General features: G+C 36.8%; 16 protein-coding genes. 11 read left to right on the forward strand and 5 right to left on the reverse strand.

The window, feature by feature from the left end; genetic code table 11:
• Positions 1 to 28: 28 nt before the first annotated feature.
• Both VLZ86_RS09270 and xrtF read right to left on the reverse strand, forming a co-directional pair.
• Entirely contained in the window at positions 29 to 466 is a 438-nt protein-coding gene (locus VLZ86_RS09270; RefSeq protein ID WP_325450601.1) for an exosortase F system-associated membrane protein, read from the reverse strand.
• Entirely contained in the window at positions 459 to 1010 is a 552-nt protein-coding gene (gene xrtF, locus VLZ86_RS09275; RefSeq protein WP_325450603.1) for an exosortase family protein XrtF, read from the reverse strand. Before xrtF ends, VLZ86_RS09270 begins: the two co-directional genes overlap by 8 nt.
• Positions 1011 to 1100: 90 nt before the next feature.
• On the opposite strand from xrtF, the gene VLZ86_RS09280 reads away from it, so the two are divergent.
• A complete protein-coding gene (locus tag VLZ86_RS09280) occupies positions 1101 to 1559 on the forward strand; it encodes a GAF domain-containing protein (protein WP_325450605.1) in 459 nt (152 codons plus the stop codon).
• 95 nt (positions 1560 to 1654) lie between these two features.
• On the opposite strand, the gene VLZ86_RS09285 is transcribed toward VLZ86_RS09280, so the two are convergent.
• A complete protein-coding gene (locus tag VLZ86_RS09285; protein ID WP_325450607.1) occupies positions 1655 to 2905 on the reverse strand; it encodes an ABC transporter permease in 1251 nt (416 codons plus the stop codon).
• Positions 2906 to 3110: 205 nt separating this feature from the next.
• Here VLZ86_RS09285 and purH point away from each other — a divergent pair, with 205 nt between their 5' ends.
• The 6 genes from purH to rodA all read left to right on the forward strand — a co-directional run bounded on the left by purH (position 3111) and on the right by rodA (position 10369).
• Positions 3111 to 4640, forward strand: coding sequence for a bifunctional phosphoribosylaminoimidazolecarboxamide formyltransferase/IMP cyclohydrolase (gene purH / locus VLZ86_RS09290; protein WP_325450609.1), 1530 nt, complete (start codon positions 3111 to 3113; stop codon positions 4638 to 4640).
• Between the two features lie 146 nt (positions 4641 to 4786).
• Positions 4787 to 5815, forward strand: a complete 1029-nt coding sequence (locus tag VLZ86_RS09295; protein ID WP_129016618.1) for a rod shape-determining protein — start codon at positions 4787 to 4789, stop codon at positions 5813 to 5815.
• 9 nt (positions 5816 to 5824) lie between these two features.
• Positions 5825 to 6649 (forward strand): rod shape-determining protein MreC, encoded by an 825-nt coding sequence (mreC, locus tag VLZ86_RS09300; RefSeq protein WP_325450613.1) that lies wholly within the window; start codon positions 5825 to 5827, stop codon positions 6647 to 6649.
• Positions 6642 to 7148 (forward strand): rod shape-determining protein MreD, encoded by a 507-nt coding sequence (locus VLZ86_RS09305; RefSeq protein WP_325450615.1) that lies wholly within the window; start codon positions 6642 to 6644, stop codon positions 7146 to 7148. Before mreC ends, VLZ86_RS09305 begins: the two co-directional genes overlap by 8 nt.
• Positions 7145 to 9085, forward strand: a complete 1941-nt coding sequence (gene mrdA, locus VLZ86_RS09310) for a penicillin-binding protein 2 (RefSeq protein ID WP_325450617.1) — start codon at positions 7145 to 7147, stop codon at positions 9083 to 9085. The genes VLZ86_RS09305 and mrdA overlap by 4 nt, the downstream gene beginning before the upstream one ends.
• A gap of 6 nt (positions 9086 to 9091) precedes the next feature.
• The gene (rodA, locus tag VLZ86_RS09315) at positions 9092 to 10369 is read left to right on the forward strand and encodes a rod shape-determining protein RodA (RefSeq protein ID WP_325450619.1); all 1278 of its coding nucleotides are present in this window, start codon (positions 9092 to 9094) and stop codon (positions 10367 to 10369) included.
• A 351-nt stretch (positions 10370 to 10720) separates the two neighbouring features.
• On the opposite strand, the gene VLZ86_RS09320 is transcribed toward rodA, so the two are convergent.
• Complete coding sequence (locus tag VLZ86_RS09320) at positions 10721 to 13351, reverse strand: valine--tRNA ligase (protein ID WP_325450664.1); 2631 nt, start codon at positions 13349 to 13351, stop codon at positions 10721 to 10723.
• 187 nt (positions 13352 to 13538) lie between these two features.
• On the opposite strand from VLZ86_RS09320, the gene VLZ86_RS09325 reads away from it, so the two are divergent.
• Positions 13539 to 13964 carry a DUF1573 domain-containing protein gene (locus VLZ86_RS09325; RefSeq protein WP_325450621.1) on the forward strand — a complete coding sequence of 142 codons (426 nt, stop codon included), beginning with the start codon at positions 13539 to 13541 and terminating at the stop codon, positions 13962 to 13964.
• A 49-nt stretch (positions 13965 to 14013) separates the two neighbouring features.
• Here VLZ86_RS09325 and VLZ86_RS09330 read toward each other — a convergent pair whose 3' ends face one another.
• Positions 14014 to 15360, reverse strand: a complete 1347-nt coding sequence (locus tag VLZ86_RS09330; RefSeq protein WP_325450622.1) for an aspartyl protease family protein — start codon at positions 15358 to 15360, stop codon at positions 14014 to 14016.
• A gap of 102 nt (positions 15361 to 15462) precedes the next feature.
• Between VLZ86_RS09330 and VLZ86_RS09335 the strand changes: the two genes are divergently transcribed.
• From VLZ86_RS09335 to VLZ86_RS09345, 3 genes are all read left to right on the forward strand, one after another.
• On the forward strand, positions 15463 to 16653 hold the full coding sequence (locus tag VLZ86_RS09335) for a pyridoxal phosphate-dependent aminotransferase (RefSeq protein ID WP_325450624.1): 1191 nt from the start codon (positions 15463 to 15465) through the stop codon (positions 16651 to 16653).
• Positions 16653 to 17666 (forward strand): UDP-N-acetylmuramate dehydrogenase, encoded by a 1014-nt coding sequence (murB, locus tag VLZ86_RS09340; RefSeq protein ID WP_325450626.1) that lies wholly within the window; start codon positions 16653 to 16655, stop codon positions 17664 to 17666. Before VLZ86_RS09335 ends, murB begins: the two co-directional genes overlap by 1 nt.
• 226 nt (positions 17667 to 17892) lie before the next feature.
• Positions 17893 to 18420, forward strand: coding sequence for an RNA polymerase sigma factor (locus tag VLZ86_RS09345; protein WP_325450628.1), 528 nt, complete (start codon positions 17893 to 17895; stop codon positions 18418 to 18420).
• Positions 18421 to 18422 lie beyond the last annotated feature (2 nt).

Consider the following 18422-nt stretch of genomic DNA (forward strand, 5'->3'; position numbering starts at 1 on the left):
GTGTTTATCTCAGCAAATTAGAAAAGCATTAACTTTTTTTAGATTTCAATTGGTGATAGTAGAATGCCGGCAGCAATAACAATAACAACAATGGCTGGATTAAAAAGCGTCTAATATTGAAAAAGATGTAATAATCTTCTTGCTTCGGATTCACAACAAAGTACAAGAAGAAGGCCAAAAGAATAAAGAATGATACGGTATAGATCAGGGCAGAAAACTTGACCACGTTTCTATCCTTGAAGAAAATATAAATAATACCTAATGAAAATATGGAATTGAGAAAATATCTGAGTGCAGTAAACAACGTCAGTTTAAAAACCTCACGGCGCGGATTATCTATATATAGGTAATCATTCTTGAAAAATGTCAAATAAGGATCGTAAAACAATTCGTTTTCAAAAGAGCGTATCAGGATCAACATCCCGGTAAGCACTAAAAGCCCGATCATTTTTACAACATTACTCATCTGACGTGGTTAAATTTGAAAATCTATTGACCCAAAACATCCAGAGCAAAAAGACCATCCCATAAATAATCAACGGAAAGATGACGGTATGCAATTCTTCCCTTCGCCATGGATAATGGTATAATCCCACAGTTAAAATTACGATTCTAAAGAGATTAACCACATAAATAAGCACACTACCCGCTAAGATATAGAATAAAGTAGTCTTAAATTTCCCTGCAAAAGCAATCACAAAGGAGATAAATAAAATAATAATGCTGATAGAATTGCAGCCTTCAACCACACGCGCCACAAATTTTCCATTAATGATTAACTTCATTGAAGGTTCATGGGGATGTTTTGCTATGTGAGAATCATATCCAAAAGCATGCAACAAATCATCACTTTGTTTGGCTACCAAATTGGTGAAATAATCGGGATAATATACTGAGCCGTCCGAATAATCCAAATACAACATATAGGCAAAAGTCAACACACCATAAACCACAAAAAAGGTTAAGATGAATTTTATTACCGATTTATATTTTTTGACCAAATCCCTCAAGGCTATAAGTTTTTGTTAAGGCTGTTAAAAATATATAAAAACCCGATGGAAGCGGCACTTTTTAAATACTTTTACCAAAACTTTTGAACAATGACTTTAGACCAACTTAAACCGCAAATAATTACCATAGTTTCTGACAGCCATAAAACCGTTGATGAACGTTTACTGTCCATTTGTGAAGTTCTTGAATCGAACATCCCTTATTATAACTGGGTTGGATTTTACTTTACTAACGGTGACAAAAAAGAATTAAAATTAGGACCTTATGTTGGTCCGCCAACTGACCATACCATAATTCCTTTTGGTAAAGGCATTTGTGGACAAGTGGCAGTGAGCAATCAAAATTTTGTCGTTCCCGATGTCTCTGCACAAGATAATTATATTGCTTGTAGCATAACTGTAAAGGCTGAAATTGTAGTCCCTATTTTTGTGGATGACAACAATATTGGTCAGATTGACATTGATTCCAATACCATAGACCCTTTTACTGAAGCAGATGAACGCTTTTTAGAATTTGTATGTGCTCAAGTGGCTTCTATCCTTTCATAAATACCGATACAAAATTTTCAAATTGTAAATACCAGATTCCAATAGATAAAGCACAATCAATTGGAATTTGATATTTGATTCTTGAATTTTGTCACTTACATCCCTGTACGAATCGCTTCAACCGGATCTAACCGGGAAGCAGAAATAGCAGGGATTACGCCGGAAATCAATCCGATGAGGGTAGAAAGGATAAACCCTAAAAACATATTCCCGGCGGAAAGCACAAATTCGAAATCGCCCGTAAATTGCAAGGCAATCAAAGATCCAATCCATACAAAGAACAGTCCAACAAGACCGCCGATCACTGCTAAAATGACCGCTTCAAACAAAAATTGAAATAAAATAAATCGGTTTTTCGCACCTAAAGACTTTTGTATTCCTATTAAGTTAGTACGTTCCTTCACGCTCACAAACATGATATTTGCAATCCCAAAGCCACCCACTAACAAAGAGAAGCCACTTATGATCCATCCCATGATGTTCATCGTTCCAATAATACCATCTATCGCATCAGTAAAACCAGACATTTTATTTACAAAAAAGTTATCGGGCTCTCCAGCTTTTAAGCCTCTATAAACTCTAAATCGTTGTTTTAAAACCCCTTCAAAGGCACCCATATCCACGCCCTTTTCTGGTTTGATAATCACTGCTCCAGGAATACCGTCCACACCGCCAGTTTGAAAACGTCTGACAAAGTTAGCAGGCACATAACCTTTATCGTCCGGACTTCCGCCCATGCCCGCACCCATTTTTTTCATGACCCCAATGACCGTTAATCGCCGACCATAAACTCTAATCTGCTTCCCGATTGGGTTTGAATTTCCAAATAAATTCTCAGCTATGGAATGTCCCAGAACAATAACAGGAGCTCCATTAATCGATTCTGATTCGGTATAAAAACGCCCCTCCTCAATTTTTATGTTCTCAATCTCATAAATCTCATTGGAAACTGGAATGATATCAACCCCAGATATGGTTTCTGCGCCATATCTGACCGTTTGTGGACTTCCAAAAATCACATAGGCCGACGCTGCAATGTCTGGCACATTGCGTCTAATAAAATCGAAATCGCCGTATTCCGTTTGAGGAAAATTATCGCGTTGCCACCGTGGAACATCAGTCGGTCCAAAGGAAAACTTGGTCAAATACATGGTGTTTTTATCCAATCCTGAAAGTTGATCCTGGATATTTCTATCCAAAGAATCTACCGCCGCCAAAACCGCAATGATTGAAAAAATACCAATGGTTACACCCAATAATGACAAAAAAGTACGCAACTTATTGTTGGTAAGTGCATTTATGGCAAATGAAAAACTTTCTTTAAATAAGCGTAAGTAAAGCAACATCTATTTTTGGTGGTTTTAAAACGATTTTAAAGATAGGACGTTCGCTACAATTATTTGTTACAAAAAACTTAAATAAACTATCTGCAGCAGTCTCAAATTGTCTCCAATAATATGTACTTTTGCGCTTTAAAAAATAGCATTTCATTAAATTTTAGTCATTCCATAGCAATCATTGCCAAATGATGCCAAACAAACACACAATACCATGCACAACAAAACCATTTCATCTGCCTTAATCTCTGTTTTCAGTAAAGACGGATTAGAACCTATTGTCAAAGAATTAAGCCAGTTAGGCGTTACGATTTACTCTACCGGTGGCACTGAGAAGTACATCAAGGATTTAGGCATTAACGTCATTGCCGTAGAAGATGTGACCTCCTACCCTTCCATTTTGGGTGGACGCGTCAAAACCTTGCATCCAAAGGTTTTTGGAGGTATTTTAAACCGTCAAAACAACACTCAGGATGTGGCTGAATTGGCTGAGTTTTCCATCCCTCAGATAGACTTGGTAATTGTAGATCTCTATCCTTTTGAAAAAACTGTGGCCTCTGACTCAAGTCACGAAGATATTATTGAAAAAATTGATATTGGAGGTATTTCTTTAATTAGAGCTGCAGCAAAAAACTATGCAGATGTTGTTTGCGTATCTTCTGTTGACGATTATAGTGAGTTTTTGGAACTCTTAAAATTCAAAAAAGGTGAAACATCAGATGAAGACAGAAAACGTTTTGCTGCTAAGGCTTTTAACGTGTCTTCACATTATGACACGGCAATTTTTAATTATTTCAACAAGAATCAGGAGCAAACTGTTTTAAAAATTAGCGAAACCAACGGTAAAGTCTTGCGTTATGGTGAGAATCCACATCAAAAAGGATATTTCTTTGGAAATTTTGAAGCCATGTTCACCCAACTTCATGGTAAGGAATTAAGTTATAACAATCTGTTAGATGTTGATGCAGCGGTTAATTTAATGAATGAATTCAAGGGTGAATCCCCAACCTTTGCCATTTTAAAACATAACAATGCTTGCGGATTTGCACAAAGAGAAACTCTGCGCGATGCTTATGTTGATGCTTTGGCAGGCGATCCTGTTTCGGCATTTGGAGGAATCTTAATAGCAAACACTGAAATTGACAAGGCTACAGCTGAAGAAATCCACAGTTTATTCTGTGAAGTGGTGATAGCGCCAAGCTATTCTGCGGAAGCGAAAGAAATTTTAGAAGGTAAGAAAAACAGAATCCTATTAATTCAAAAAGAAGTTGAACTTCCACAAACCACCGTGAGAACTTGCTTGAACGGCGTTTTAGTACAGGACAAGGACAATAAAACAGATGCTTTATCAGATTTAAGCTATACTACCAACAATAAACCCTCACAAAACGAGTTAGAAGATTTGATCTTTGCTTCTAAAATTTGCAAGCATACCAAATCGAACACTATTGTCTTGGCAAAAAACAAACAATTGTTGGCCAGTGGAACCGGGCAAACCAGCCGTGTAGATGCGCTCAACCAGGCCATTCATAAAGCACAGTCTTTTAATTTTGATTTGAAAGGAGCCGTTATGGCAAGTGATGCGTTTTTTCCATTTCCTGACTGTGTGGAAATTGCAAAGGATGCTGGGATTACGGCTGTAATTCAACCTGGAGGATCAATTAAAGATGAATTGAGCATTGATTACTGCAATGAAAATAATGTGGCAATGGTATTTACCGGAACACGTCATTTTAAGCACTAGATAGAATTAGGCCGAAAGGCATTTAAACCAACATCCAAAATGAATAAATACGGATGTAATATAATCTTTGATATTTATGAAGTTTTATTACATTTACAACAATATCAAAAACAAACTTATATCAACCTAAATAATCAACAAAACGCATGGGATTTTTTGATTTCTTAACAGAAGAAATAGCCATAGATTTAGGAACCGCAAACACCTTAATTATCCACAACGATAAAGTTGTTGTAGATAGCCCCTCAATAGTTGCAAGAGACCGAATTTCAGGAAAAATAATTGCCGTTGGTAAAGAAGCCAGCATGATGCAAGGAAAAACGCATGAAAACATTAAAACAATAAGACCGTTAAAAGATGGGGTTATTGCCGATTTTGATGCGTCTGAACAAATGATCAATTTGTTTATAAAAAACATTCCTGCGTTAAAAAAGAAATTTTTCTCACCAGCGCTACGCATGGTAGTTTGTATTCCTTCAGGAATTACTGAGGTAGAGATGCGTGCAGTTAAGGAATCTTGTGAGCGCGTTAATGGTAAAGAAGTATATTTAATCCATGAGCCAATGGCAGCTGCTATTGGTATTGGTATTGACATCATGCAACCAAAAGGGAACATGATTGTGGATATAGGCGGAGGTACTACAGAAATAGCAGTGATTGCCCTAGGTGGAATAGTATGCGACAAATCAGTTAAAGTTGCTGGTGATGTGTTTACCAACGACATTGTTTATTATATGCGTACACAGCACAACTTATATGTGGGTGAGCGCACCGCAGAAAAAATCAAAATTCAGATTGGTGCTGCAACCGAAGATTTAGAATTGCCACCAGAAGAAATGAGCGTTCAAGGACGTGACCTTTTAACCGGAAAACCTAAACAGGTTCAAATTTCTTATCGAGAGATTGCAAAAGCACTAGACAAATCCATTTTACGTATTGAAGATTCCGTCATGGAAACTTTATCTCAAACCCCGCCAGAATTGGCTGCAGATATTTACAATACTGGAATTTATCTTGCCGGTGGAGGCTCTATGCTTAGAGGCTTGGACAAACGTTTGTCCCAAAAAACAGATTTACCTGTGTATATTGCTGAAGATCCTTTAAGAGCTGTAGTTAGAGGAACGGGAATTGTATTAAAAAACCTTCCTAAATTCAAAAGTATATTGATAAAATAGTAAATCTAAATGCAACAAATCATAAACTTTGTCCTTAGGAACAAAACTTTTCTTGTCTTTTTGTTGCTTTTGGGACTGTCACTGTTTTTCACAATTCAATCACACTCTTACCACAAAAGTAAGTTCATTAACTCTTCTAATGTGGTTACGGGTACCGTTTATAAAACGGCCAACAGTATTGGTCAATATTTCAACCTAAAAAAGGAAAACGAGGCGTTATTGGAAGAAAACCGCATGTTAAAATCCATTGTCCATAACTTGGATGTGGATACCATGAAGTACAACCTCAGAGACAGCCTTAGATTAAATGCGCATTTCAAGTTTAGGACTGCTGATGTTTATAAAAACAGTTATTCTCAATCTACCAACTATTTGACCATAAACAAGGGAAAAAAAGATAGCATTAAAGTTGATTACGGTGTGATAACCTCTCAAGGAATTGTTGGTATTATTGAGAACACCTCCCAGAATTTCTCTTCGGTATTGTCCATTTTAAACACGCGTAGCCGAATCAATGCACAATTAAAAAAGACCAATCATATTGGTTCTTTAGTTTGGGATACGGAATCCTCAGAATTCGCACAACTCGTTGACATTTCAAAATTTGCACCGGTAGCTATCGGTGACACTATTATTACTGGCGGTCAATCCACCATTTTCCCGAAAGGTATTTTAATTGGAACCGTTAACTCTTATAAAATTGACCGAGGCGGCGATTCGTACATCGTTAACGTCAAATTATTTAACGACATGACCAATATTGGCCATGTTTATGTGATTGAAAATCTGCAGGCTGCCGAAATAAAATCTTTACAAAAACCAAAAGATGACTAAGGTAACCTTAACATTGGCCGCAAGGTTTATCATTTTGGTTTTGGTCCAAGTTTTGATCTTTAATCATATTGATTTTATGGGGTATATCAATCCGTATATCTATATCCTGTTCATTATCATATTCCCGGCAAACAATAACCGTACGTTATTTGTTTTCTTGGCATTTCTATTGGGCTTTTGTGTGGATGTGTTTTCTGATTCGGGAGGTGTCCATGCTGCGGCTTGCGTCACTTTGGCATATATAAGACCAGTGTTTTTGAAGTTTTCATTCGGAACGGTTTACGACTATCAATCCATAAAGTTCAATCAAATAGATTTTGGAAGCAAATTGATCTATTTTTCGGCTTTAGTTTTCATCCATCATCTCATTATGTACTCCTTAGAAATTTTTAACATTTCTAAAATAATTTTAATACTTCAAAAAACGTTATTCTCAGGGATTTTCACTATTATACTTTGTTTGATCATCACAATCCTTTTTACCCAAAAACGTAAATGAGAAAATTATTACTCCTTTCAACTATAGCTTTTGTAGGTTTGGTCTTTATTGCGCGCTTGTTTTATCTACAAGTGTATAATGAAGATCCATACAGCTTATTAGATGATAACGCCATCCGAAAGGTTTATGACTATCCTAAACGAGGCTATATTTATGACAGAAATGGCAAATTACTGGTGGCCAACCAGCCATCCTATGATGTGATGTTCATTCCTCGTGAAGTAAAGCCATTGGATACTTTAGAATTATGCAATCTTCTAAAAATCACTAAGGAAGATTTTATCAATTTTTACGAAAAAGCCTATCGATATTCCCCTCGGCTACCTTCTGTTTTCATTCCCCAACTGTCGAGAATGGAGTATGCGGTATTACAGGAAAAAATCAGAAAATATGAAGGATTTTATATTCAAAAACGCTCTTTAAGAGATTATCAAACGACTATTGGAGCCAACGTTTTGGGAGATATAGGGGAAGTTAACAATTATATTATTGAGAACGATCCTTACTACAAAAGTGGCGATTTAATTGGGAAACAAGGTGTAGAATTGTCCTATGAGGAGGTCTTACGAGGTGTAAAAGGAATAAAATTTACTCAAAAAGACCGATTCAATAGAGATATTGGCCCTTATAAAGATGGTATTTATGACACTTTGCCTGAGCCCGGAAAAGATATTACAATAACCATTGATTCCGAACTTCAGGAATACGGTGAACTTTTAATGCGACATAAACACGGCGGAATCATTGCCATTGAACCGAGTTCTGGGGAAATAATTGCGATGGTCTCTGCGCCATCCTACAATCCAAATTTATTGGTTGGAAGACAACGTTCTCGAAATTTCACTAAGCTTTATAACGATACCATTGCAAAACCATTATTTGATCGAAGTCTAAAAGCACAATACCCTCCAGGATCTCCTTTTAAAGTGTTAAGTGCTTTGATCGGTCTCCAGGAAAAAGTAGTGACCACTCAGGATCAGTTCTCATGTAGACATGGGTACTATCTTGGCAACAGACGTTTGACGGGATGTCATAGCCACGCAAGTCCCTTATCAATGAATCAAGGAATTGCACAGTCTTGCAACGCCTATTTTGTAAATGTTTACAGACGTATTATTGATAAGTATGCCAAACCAGCTGAGGGAATGGATGTTTGGAGCAACCATGTTAAGAGCTTTGGACTTGGTGACTATTTAGGCTATGATCTTAAGATCGGGAATAAAGGTCGTGTACCAGATGGCGCTTTTTACGATAAATGGTATGGCGAAAATCGATGGTCTTCTACCTACAATATATCTAATGCTATTGGCCAAGGTGAAGTTGAGACTACACCAATTCAATTAGCAAATATGGTGGCAGCCATCAGCAATAGAGGGTTCTATTATACACCCCATATCATCAAAAGTATTGAAGGAGAAGAAATTGACGAAAAATATACCACACCTAATTACACCACTATCGATAAAGAGCACTTTGAACCTGTGGTGCAGGGCATGTTTGACGTCTACAATGGTGGAACCGCTTATTCCCTTCGCGTGCCAGGGATTGATATCTGTGGCAAAACAGGGACTGCTGAAAACTTTATGAGGATAGATGGCAAACGCACACAATTGACAGACCATTCCATTTTTGTGGCTTTTGCGCCCAAGGATAACCCAAAAATTGCCATTGCTGTTTTTGTTGAAAACGGGTATTGGGGCAGTCGATTTGCAGGTCGGATTGCAAGTTTAATGATAGAAAAATATATTAGAGGAGAGATCACAATGACCGCCATGGAAAATTGGATTCTAACCCACAGCTTGGAGGACGAATACGCAAAACCATATTCTGGAAAAGAATTTGGTATTAACAGGCAATCAGCATTGCAGGTCATTGACAAAATAACCAAAGACACGGTTGTAAATCCCTTAAGTACAAGACCATCACCGTTTAAGTAAGAATAAATGCAAAGAGATTTTAGAGGATTAAATTTTGATTGGATCACGATTGCCTTGTTTTTACTGCTCGTTGGTTTTGGGTGGCTCAACATTATGTCAGCCTCCCATTCTGGAGAGGTTACGAGTTATTTTGACATGAACCATCCTTACGGAAAGCAATCCGTATTTATAATATTTACTTTTTTTCTCATTATTCTCATTTTGGCATTAGACGCTAAGTTTTACGAACGTTTTGCCAGTATCATCTATTTTATTTCCATCTTATCGTTATTGGGGTTATTCGTTTTTGGAAAAAATGTAAATGGTGCCTTAGCGTGGTATAGCATAGGTGGTATGACCTTACAACCCAGTGAATTTGCCAAGTTCGCCACCTCTTTGGCTTTGGCAAAATACATAAGTGACCTTCAAACCAATATGAAGACATTTAAAGATCAAATTAAAGCGGCGGGTATTATAGTGCTTCCTGCTGTTTTAATCTTGTTGCAAAACGATGCAGGGAGTACAGTTGTTTATGCAGCTTTCTTTTTTGTTTTTTATAGAGAAGGTTTGCAGCAAATCTATCTTGTCATTGCTGTTTTTCTAATTTTATTAGCTGTATTGGCACTTAAATTTAATGTAGTTGTGGCAGTGCTAGTAGCGGCAGTCCTAATCTTTGGACATCATTTTTTTGGACAAAGAAAACGCCCACAAATCATTCAACCTATTGCCATCCTTTTAGCGTGTATAGCGGTCGCTTTTGGTATCAAATATTTTTACAACAATATTTTACAATTTCATCAAAAGGACAGGATTAGCATATGGTTGCGCTTGGAGAGTGATCCTGATAAACTCCATGAAATGAAACAGACCATTCTTTACAATCTGAACGAATCAGAAAAAGCAATCAGTTCCGGAGGATTGACAGGAAAAGGGTTTATGCAAGGCACGAGAACCACCGGTAAATTTGTACCCGAACAGCATACCGACTATATTTTTAGTACTGTTGGAGAAGAATGGGGCTTTCTGGGAAGTGCACTCGTGGTCCTGCTTTTTGTTGCTCTGTTGCTCCGCATATTATATTTAGCAGAATTACAAAAATCGCAGTTTAGCAGGGTTTATGGGTATTGTGTTGCTTCTCTATTATTTTTTCATTTCTTGATCAATATAGGAATGGTGATGGGCTTGATTCCAACCATTGGCATCCCACTTCCGTTCTTCAGTTATGGGGGTTCTGCACTTTGGGCATTTACCATTTTACTCTTTATTTTTGTAAAATTAGATTCGAATAGGATTAATGAGTGGTAACCTTTGACGTTTCAACGTTTTAAAGTCAAAGTTCAAAACAAAAAATTCCAAAAATAATAGTACCAAATTCCAATTGGAAGGACTTAATTAGACGCTTTGCCAACTTATTTGGGAAGGTATTACCCAGAGCTCCACAGAGGAAGCACATAGGTTCACAGAGTAGATTTTATAATTTTAAGCGTAATTCGATCAAAAATCCAGTTTTAACTAAAGTCTCAATAAAGCGGACTTATTACCAAGATGATATACCTAATTTAAAGCCTACATTCCGACTGAACAGTTTATGCTAATTTGTGCAATCCGCCTGAACGGATGAGTAGGTAAGTTTATCAACATAGTTTCAATTCCCATCTATTTCAAATTTGCCAAACTCGATTTAATCGTCTCGATTTTGGCCAAAGCATCTGCTTCTTTATTGCGTTCGTTTTGTAATACTTGTGCCGGAGCATTGTTCACAAAGCGCTCATTGGACAACTTATTTTGTACAGATTTTAGGAAACCTTCGGTGTATTTTAATTCGTCATTCAATTTCTTGATCTCTTCTTCCAAGTTAATGGCACCGGAAATAGGAATAAAATACTCGTTGGAATGGACCCTAAAACTTAAGGCGCCGTCCACAGCATCGCTAACTGATTCCATTTTTGAGATATTTCCCATCTTTTCAATAACGGAGTTGTAGCGTTCTGACAACTTCTCGTTATTGATGACCGATAGCTCAATAGTATCTTTAAATGAAATATTTTTGTCTTTACGGATGGTTCTAATACCTGAAACCACATCTTTGACTTTTTCGAAATCAGCGATTAATTGGGCATCAAAAGACTCCAATTTTGGATAACGTGATACGATCAATGCTTCTTCCGGAGTTCGCTCCGCAATAAAATGCCAGATTTCTTCAGTCAAAAATGGCATGAACGGGTGTAATATTTTTAAATTAGATTCAAAGATTTCAATCACACTTTTAAATGTTTTTGAATCGATTGGCTGTTGGTATTCTGGTTTGATCATCTCCAAAAGCCAAGAGCAGAAATCATCCCAAATCAACTTGTATATGCCCATTAAGGCATCAGATAACCTATATTTACTGTAATGATCCTCTATTTCAACTAATGCTTGTTGAAATTTAGACTGATACCACTCCACCGCAATTTTCGAAGCTTCTGGTTGCTCAATTTCTGCAACTTCCCAACCTGTTACCAACCGGAAAGCATTCCATATTTTGTTGGCAAATCCTTTTCCTTGGTTGCATAAGTCTTCATCAAACATCAAGTCATTTCCAGCGGCAGAACTTAACAATAATCCCACGCGCACGCCATCAGCACCATAATCTTCAATCAGTTTTAAAGCATCAGGAGAATTTCCTAAAGATTTACTCATTTTTCGACGTTGTTTGTCGCGTACCAATCCTGTGAGATAGACATTTTCAAAAGGTTTTTCATCTCTGTATTCATAACCAGCAACTATCATACGTGCCACCCAAAAGAATAGAATATCCGGCCCCGTCACCAAATCATTGGTTGGGTAATAATATTCAATTTCAGGATTATCCGGATTCCGAATTCCGTCAAATACACTAATAGGCCACAACCAAGATGAAAACCAAGTATCTAAAGCATCTTTATCTTGATTTAAATCGGCTAAAGTGAGTTGAGCGTTGTTTGATTTTTGCTGAGCTAGCTTCAGCGCTGCCTCGCTATTTTCGGCCACAACAAAATCATCTTTTCCATCACCATAGAAATAGGCTGGAATCTGCTGTCCCCAAAGTAATTGACGTGAAATGTTCCAATCACGGATATTTTCCATCCAATGACGGTAAGTGTTATTGAAACGTTTTGGAAACAACTTTACTTCTTCATCCTCCAAAACTGCCTTAATAGCCGGTTTCACCAGCTCTTCCATTTTCAAAAACCATTGGTCAGAAAGTCTTGGCTCTATCACAGCCTTGGTGCGCTCACTGGTTCCGACTTTATGTATAATATCCTCAGTTTTTTCAAGTATACCCAAATCCTTCAATTCTTGGGTCACATCTTTTCGAGCAACTTCTCTATCTTTTCCCTGATGATGAAGACCGAAACTATTTAAAGTAGCATCATCATTCAGAATATCTACAACTTCCAAATGATGTCTGTCCCCAATTTCCTTATCGTTGACATCATGTGCAGGAGTTATTTTCAAACAGCCCGTACCAAATTCCATGTCTACGTAATCATCGGCAATTATTGGCACAATCCTATTGCAGATAGGCACCATTACGTTTTTACCGATAAGGTGTTGAAAGCGTTCATCATTAGGGTTAACACAAACGGCGGTATCTCCCAAAATAGTTTCAGGACGTGTCGTGGCAATGGTCACAAAACCATCTTGATTTTCAATTTGATAATTAACATAGTATAATTTATCCGTGCGTTCCACATGGATCACTTCTTCATCAGACAACGTCGTCTTTGCTTCCGGATCCCAATTGACCATACGATAACCGCGATAGATTAAGCCTTTGTTATAAAGATCCACAAAGACTTTGATCACCGATTCACTCATTTCATCATCCATGGTAAACTTCGTCCGGTCCCAATCACAAGAACAGCCCAATTTTTTTAGCTGTTCCAAAATTACCCCACCATACTCATTGGTCCAATCCCAGGCATGACTCAAAAATTCTTCTCTGGATAATTTATTTTTGTCAATACCTTGTTCCTTCAACTTTGCCACAACTTTAGCTTCTGTAGCAATTGACGCATGATCTGTACCTGGTACCCAACAAGCATTTTTACCTTGTAAACGAGCGCGACGGATGAGCACATCCTGAATGGTATTGTTCAGCATATGTCCCATATGTAAAACCCCAGTCACATTAGGTGGCGGAATGACAATGGTATAAGGCTCTCGATCATCAGGAACGGACTTGAAGTACTTGTGTTCCATCCAATAGGAATACCACTTATCTTCTACATTGTTAGCGGAATATTTTGCTGGGATCTGCATACTTTGGTACTGTTTTTGTATCATAACAGGCAAAGTTACTTATATTTCTGTTTTTGTGAAATTATAAAAACAAATATTAACCCAAATGTTGAGACCTAATAAAACAGATTCATACCGTTCAACTAAAATATTTTGTGGAATGGTGAAAAGTAAGTAATTTTGACCCTATCAATTTAAAATTAAAATGATGAAAAATTTAATAGCAATTTTATTTGTAGGAATGTTAAGCATTTCTGCTTTTGCACAAGACAAAGTAGCCAAGATTGAGTTTAAGACTGACGTAATTGACTACGGCACAATCGAAAAAGGCGCAGACGGCGTTCGTGTTTTTGAATTTACCAATACGGGTAATGCCCCATTAATTATTACAAGAGTAACATCTACTTGCGGATGTACAGTGCCTAAAAAACCTGAAGGTCCTATCCTTCCAGGACAAAAAGGTGAAATACAGGTTAAATATGATACCCAACGTGTCAATCCTATTAGAAAGACCATTACGGTATTATCAAATGCCGACACACCAACAGTTGCCCTTAAAATTAAAGGTGAGGTTGTTGACTCAAGCAAAACCAGTGTTTTGGACAAAAAAGATACAAGTATAATGGAACAATAATTTATTCTTTTACAATTTAAAAGCTCTCATTTGTTTGAGGGCTTTTTTTTTACCATAAACTTTCCAATTTAAATTGAAAGTTCATGATCACACCATCCCTTTCAATTTTAAGCTTAATATTTTTTCCTTCTGGAGCTCTAAAAAACGAATTGACCTCTTGAAGCTTAAGGCTATGTACTTCCTTATTATTAATGGATAGGATAATGTCCCCCAACTTTAAACCTGCTCTTTCTGAAGGCGACTCGGACCTCATTTCCACAATTCTGAATGCGGGTTTGAGTGTGAATTTAAACGCTTCTATTACTGACAATCTAGAATTCTCTTCATTAGATTGATTGTTTATATATTGAGACCCCTGATTTCTTTCCTTAACGATCCTAACTCCAACCTGCTCTAATACCATACCGCTCTTATTGTACTCAAAGGGATCATTGAAATGTTGATTCTTCTTAAAAGTAACTTTTGTATTTTTATAATCCATAATGATATTAAAACGTTTTAATAATTCTCCTGCCATACTCCCACTCCGTTCCTTATATTTTCTAGCGAAACTTACTGCTGCAGAATCTGGATAAGCAACGTTAAGATTGTCGATATGGAAACTTTTTATGGAAAATCTCTTTAATTTTGATCGTTTGCCATGTACACTCCCACTTAATCCTTTACCTAAAAAATCCATAAAATAGTTGTCTATTTCGGGGATCAGTCCTAATGAATTATCTTCAAACAACCACAACGCATCACTCCCACCGGAGTCCATCAATAATTTTACAGGAACGCTCCCTCCATTTACTTCAACTATGGCATCAATAAATGGTTTGTTGTTATATAGAGTTAGATTTAAGGTTTCACATTTTTTACATGTTTTATATTTAAAGGTTTCCGGATTATTCAACCTTATATACTTTGATCCATAATTTATTTCGACAATAAAATCCCGAAATATGTCATAACCAATAATACCATGTACTGGAATACCCAATCTGGGCGTGAAATTTATACTTTGATCGGAGATGATAAACACATCCTGATTGAAATTTACCGCATCACCAATCTTAAATTTATTGTTTCTTGATTTTAAAGCTTCGGTGGATTCTCCATCACCCAAACCTCTTAAGTAAATACTTTCAATGTTTTTGAACTTCAATGAATCTGAAGGACCTATAATGTTGAACATAATTGGTTTACTTACCCCCGAATCTAAAATAAAAGAAAACGTCCCATCGTTTATTTCCACAGGAATAATAATGAGATTGTCAATAAATTGAAATTTAACTTTCGTACGTTCCCTCTGAATCAAACGAAAACCACTCTGCGAAAAGGACTGTCCGCAAAAGAAAACGAGGCAAAAAAAAGTAAAATATCTCTTATTCATCTGATATGAGGCTAGAGTCATATCAATTTACACATCTTTGGGTCTATATTCGTTTTTTACATGATGAATTTCAAATATCTTTGGGATAATTTTCAGAACTTTGCCCTCTTAAACATTAAGCTCATGCCAAAAATCTCAAAAAAGGGACAGATGATGCCATCATCCCCTATAAGAAAGTTAGTTCCTTACGCCGAACAAGCCTATAAAGAAGGTAAAACTGTCTATCATTTAAATATTGGACAACCGGATATCAAAACTCCCGAAGTTGCCTTGGATGCCGTTAGAGTGCATTCTTTGGATATTCTAGCATATACGAGATCGGAAGGATCGGAAGGATACAGAAAAAAAATAGCCCAATATTACGCTAAAAATAACATCAATGTCAACCACAGTGATATTATTGTAACCACGGGTGGCAGTGAAGCTTTGTTGTTCGCTTTTGGTAGTATTATGGATTCTGATGATGAAATTATTATCCCAGAGCCATTTTATGCTAATTATAACGGGTTTTCAACCGCTTCTGATATTAAAGTGGTACCCGTAATTTCAAAAATAGAAGATAATTTCGCTTTGCCACCCATTGAGGAATTCGAAAAACTGATTACAGATAAAACGAAAGCCATTTTAATTTGCAACCCTGGAAATCCTACCGGATACCTTTATTCCAAAGAAGAAATCAAACAATTGGCGGCTGTTGTAAAAAAACATGACCTGTTTTTGATTGCCGATGAAGTTTACAGAGAATTTGTCTATGATGGCAATGAATTTTATTCCATTATGCAAGAGGAAGGCCTCGAGGACCATGCCATCATGATTGATTCTGTATCGAAACGTTATAGCATGTGTGGTGCGCGAATTGGTTATTTGGTTTCGAGAAACAAGGACTTTATTGCCACTGCTCTAAAATTTGCACAGGCACGATTGAGCCCTCCTACCTTGGCCCAAATTGCCAGTGAAGCGGCATTGGAAACGCCCCAAAGCTATTTTGATGACGTTATTCAAGAATATGTCAAAAGGAGAAACACCCTCATCAGGGAATTGAAGACAATTGAGGGTCTGAAAGTTGCCGAACCAAAAGGTGCCTTTTATTGTATTGTAGAATTACCGGTAAAAAATGCCGATCATTTTGCGCAATGGTTATTGGAAAGCTATGACTATAATATGGAAACCGTCATGGTAGCTCCAGCCGCAGGGTTTTATTCAACACCAAATGTAGGACTGAATCAAGTCAGGATAGCATACGTGCTCAACGAAGAAAGCTTGATTAAAGCTGTCTTTATATTAAAAGAAGCCTTAAAAGTTTACCCGAACTAGTGCGAATTCAAGAAAACATATCATTAAAACCCTATAATACATTTGGGTTGGATGCTCGTGCAAAATATTTTGTACAGGTTAAAAGCATTCAAGACTTAAAAGAGGCCCTAAGTTGGGATGCCTATCCCGATAAATTTATTCTTGGTGGGGGCAGCAATATGTTGCTCACAAAAGATTTAGATTGTTTGGTAATTCAATTGGCACTGCAAGGCATTGAAATTATTGATCAAGACGAAGACGAAGTTTTGGTTAAGGCCTATGCGGGTGAAAATTGGCATCAATTTGTTTTATGGTGTTTGGCGCACGATTTTGGAGGTATAGAGAATTTGTCATTGATTCCAGGAAATGTGGGAACCGCACCCATCCAAAATATTGGCGCCTATGGCGTGGAGTTAAAAGATGTTTTTGAGTCTTGTGACGCATTTAACATACATACACAAGCAGTTGAAACGTTTATGAAAGATGCCTGTCATTTTGGGTATCGGGAATCCGTTTTTAAACAAGATAAAAAGCATACCCACGTGATTGTAAGCACGACGTTGAGATTGAGCAAGCATCAACATCAATTACATACAGAATATGGCGCCATCACTAACGAATTAGAAACCATGGGCATCACTGACCCAACTATTCAGGACATTTCAAAAGCAGTGATCGCCATAAGGGAAAGCAAACTTCCAAATCCAAAAGAGATTGGCAATAGTGGGAGTTTCTTTAAAAACCCTGTGATTTCTAATGCCCATTTTGAACAACTCAAAATCAACTTCCCGGATATTCCCAGTTATAGCGTATCTCCAAATGAAGTTAAAGTACCTGCTGGCTGGCTGATTGAGAAATCTGGCTTCAAGGGCAAGACCTTTAATAATTATGGCGTTCATAAAAAACAAGCCTTGGTACTGGTCAATTATGGAGATGCCAAAGGATCAGATATCCTCAAATTGGCAAAACTCATTCAAAATACAATTCAACGGATTTTTGGAATTACAATTGAAACCGAAGTAAATATCATATAAAAAGGCTCCAACAAATATGTTGGAGCTTTGAAATAATTACTTCAGTGTCAAGCGAAAAAGCTATTAATCAATTTTCTTAAAAAGAAGATATTTCGACACTACCGATATAAAAACAATATTTTAATAATAAAGTAGTTTATTAGTAATTTTGCTATCTTAATATAATATACGTCCAAAATATGAACTTGGACTTTTTTAACCTTACACAAAACTAAATTTTAACTTTTTGAGCTATTCATTAGAAGAACATATTGTCGAACTTCTTGAAAAAGGAGATAAAGCCGCGATTAATTTACTTTACGAAAATTACTCTGACAGTCTCTATGGCGTAATTTTAAAAATAACCAGGAACGAAGAACTCGCTCAAGATGCCTTGCAGGAAAGTTTCGTGAAAATCTGGAAAAATGCCAAAAAATACGATTCAAAGAAGGCAAAGCTTTTTACATGGCTTTATAGAATTGCCCGCAATACGGCTATTGATAAACTGAGAAGTTTCAATAATCGTTTTAACAAGGAAGTCCAAATTGACAAATCAGACGTATATATTCTACCAAGCACAAGTTTAAATCAGGATGTAATTGATTTAAAAGAGCATGTTACCAAACTAGAAGAGAAGTATCAGATAGTTTTAAATGCCTTATTCTTTGAAGGCATGACACAACAAGAAGCTAGTGACGAATTGGATATTCCATTAGGTACTATAAAATCTAGGTTGAAAATAGGTTTGAGAGATTTACGAAAACTCTTCAACTAAAC

The sequence above is a fragment of the Gelidibacter sp. genome (assembly GCF_035515035.1).
Classification (GTDB): Bacteria; Bacteroidota; Bacteroidia; order Flavobacteriales; family Flavobacteriaceae; genus Gelidibacter.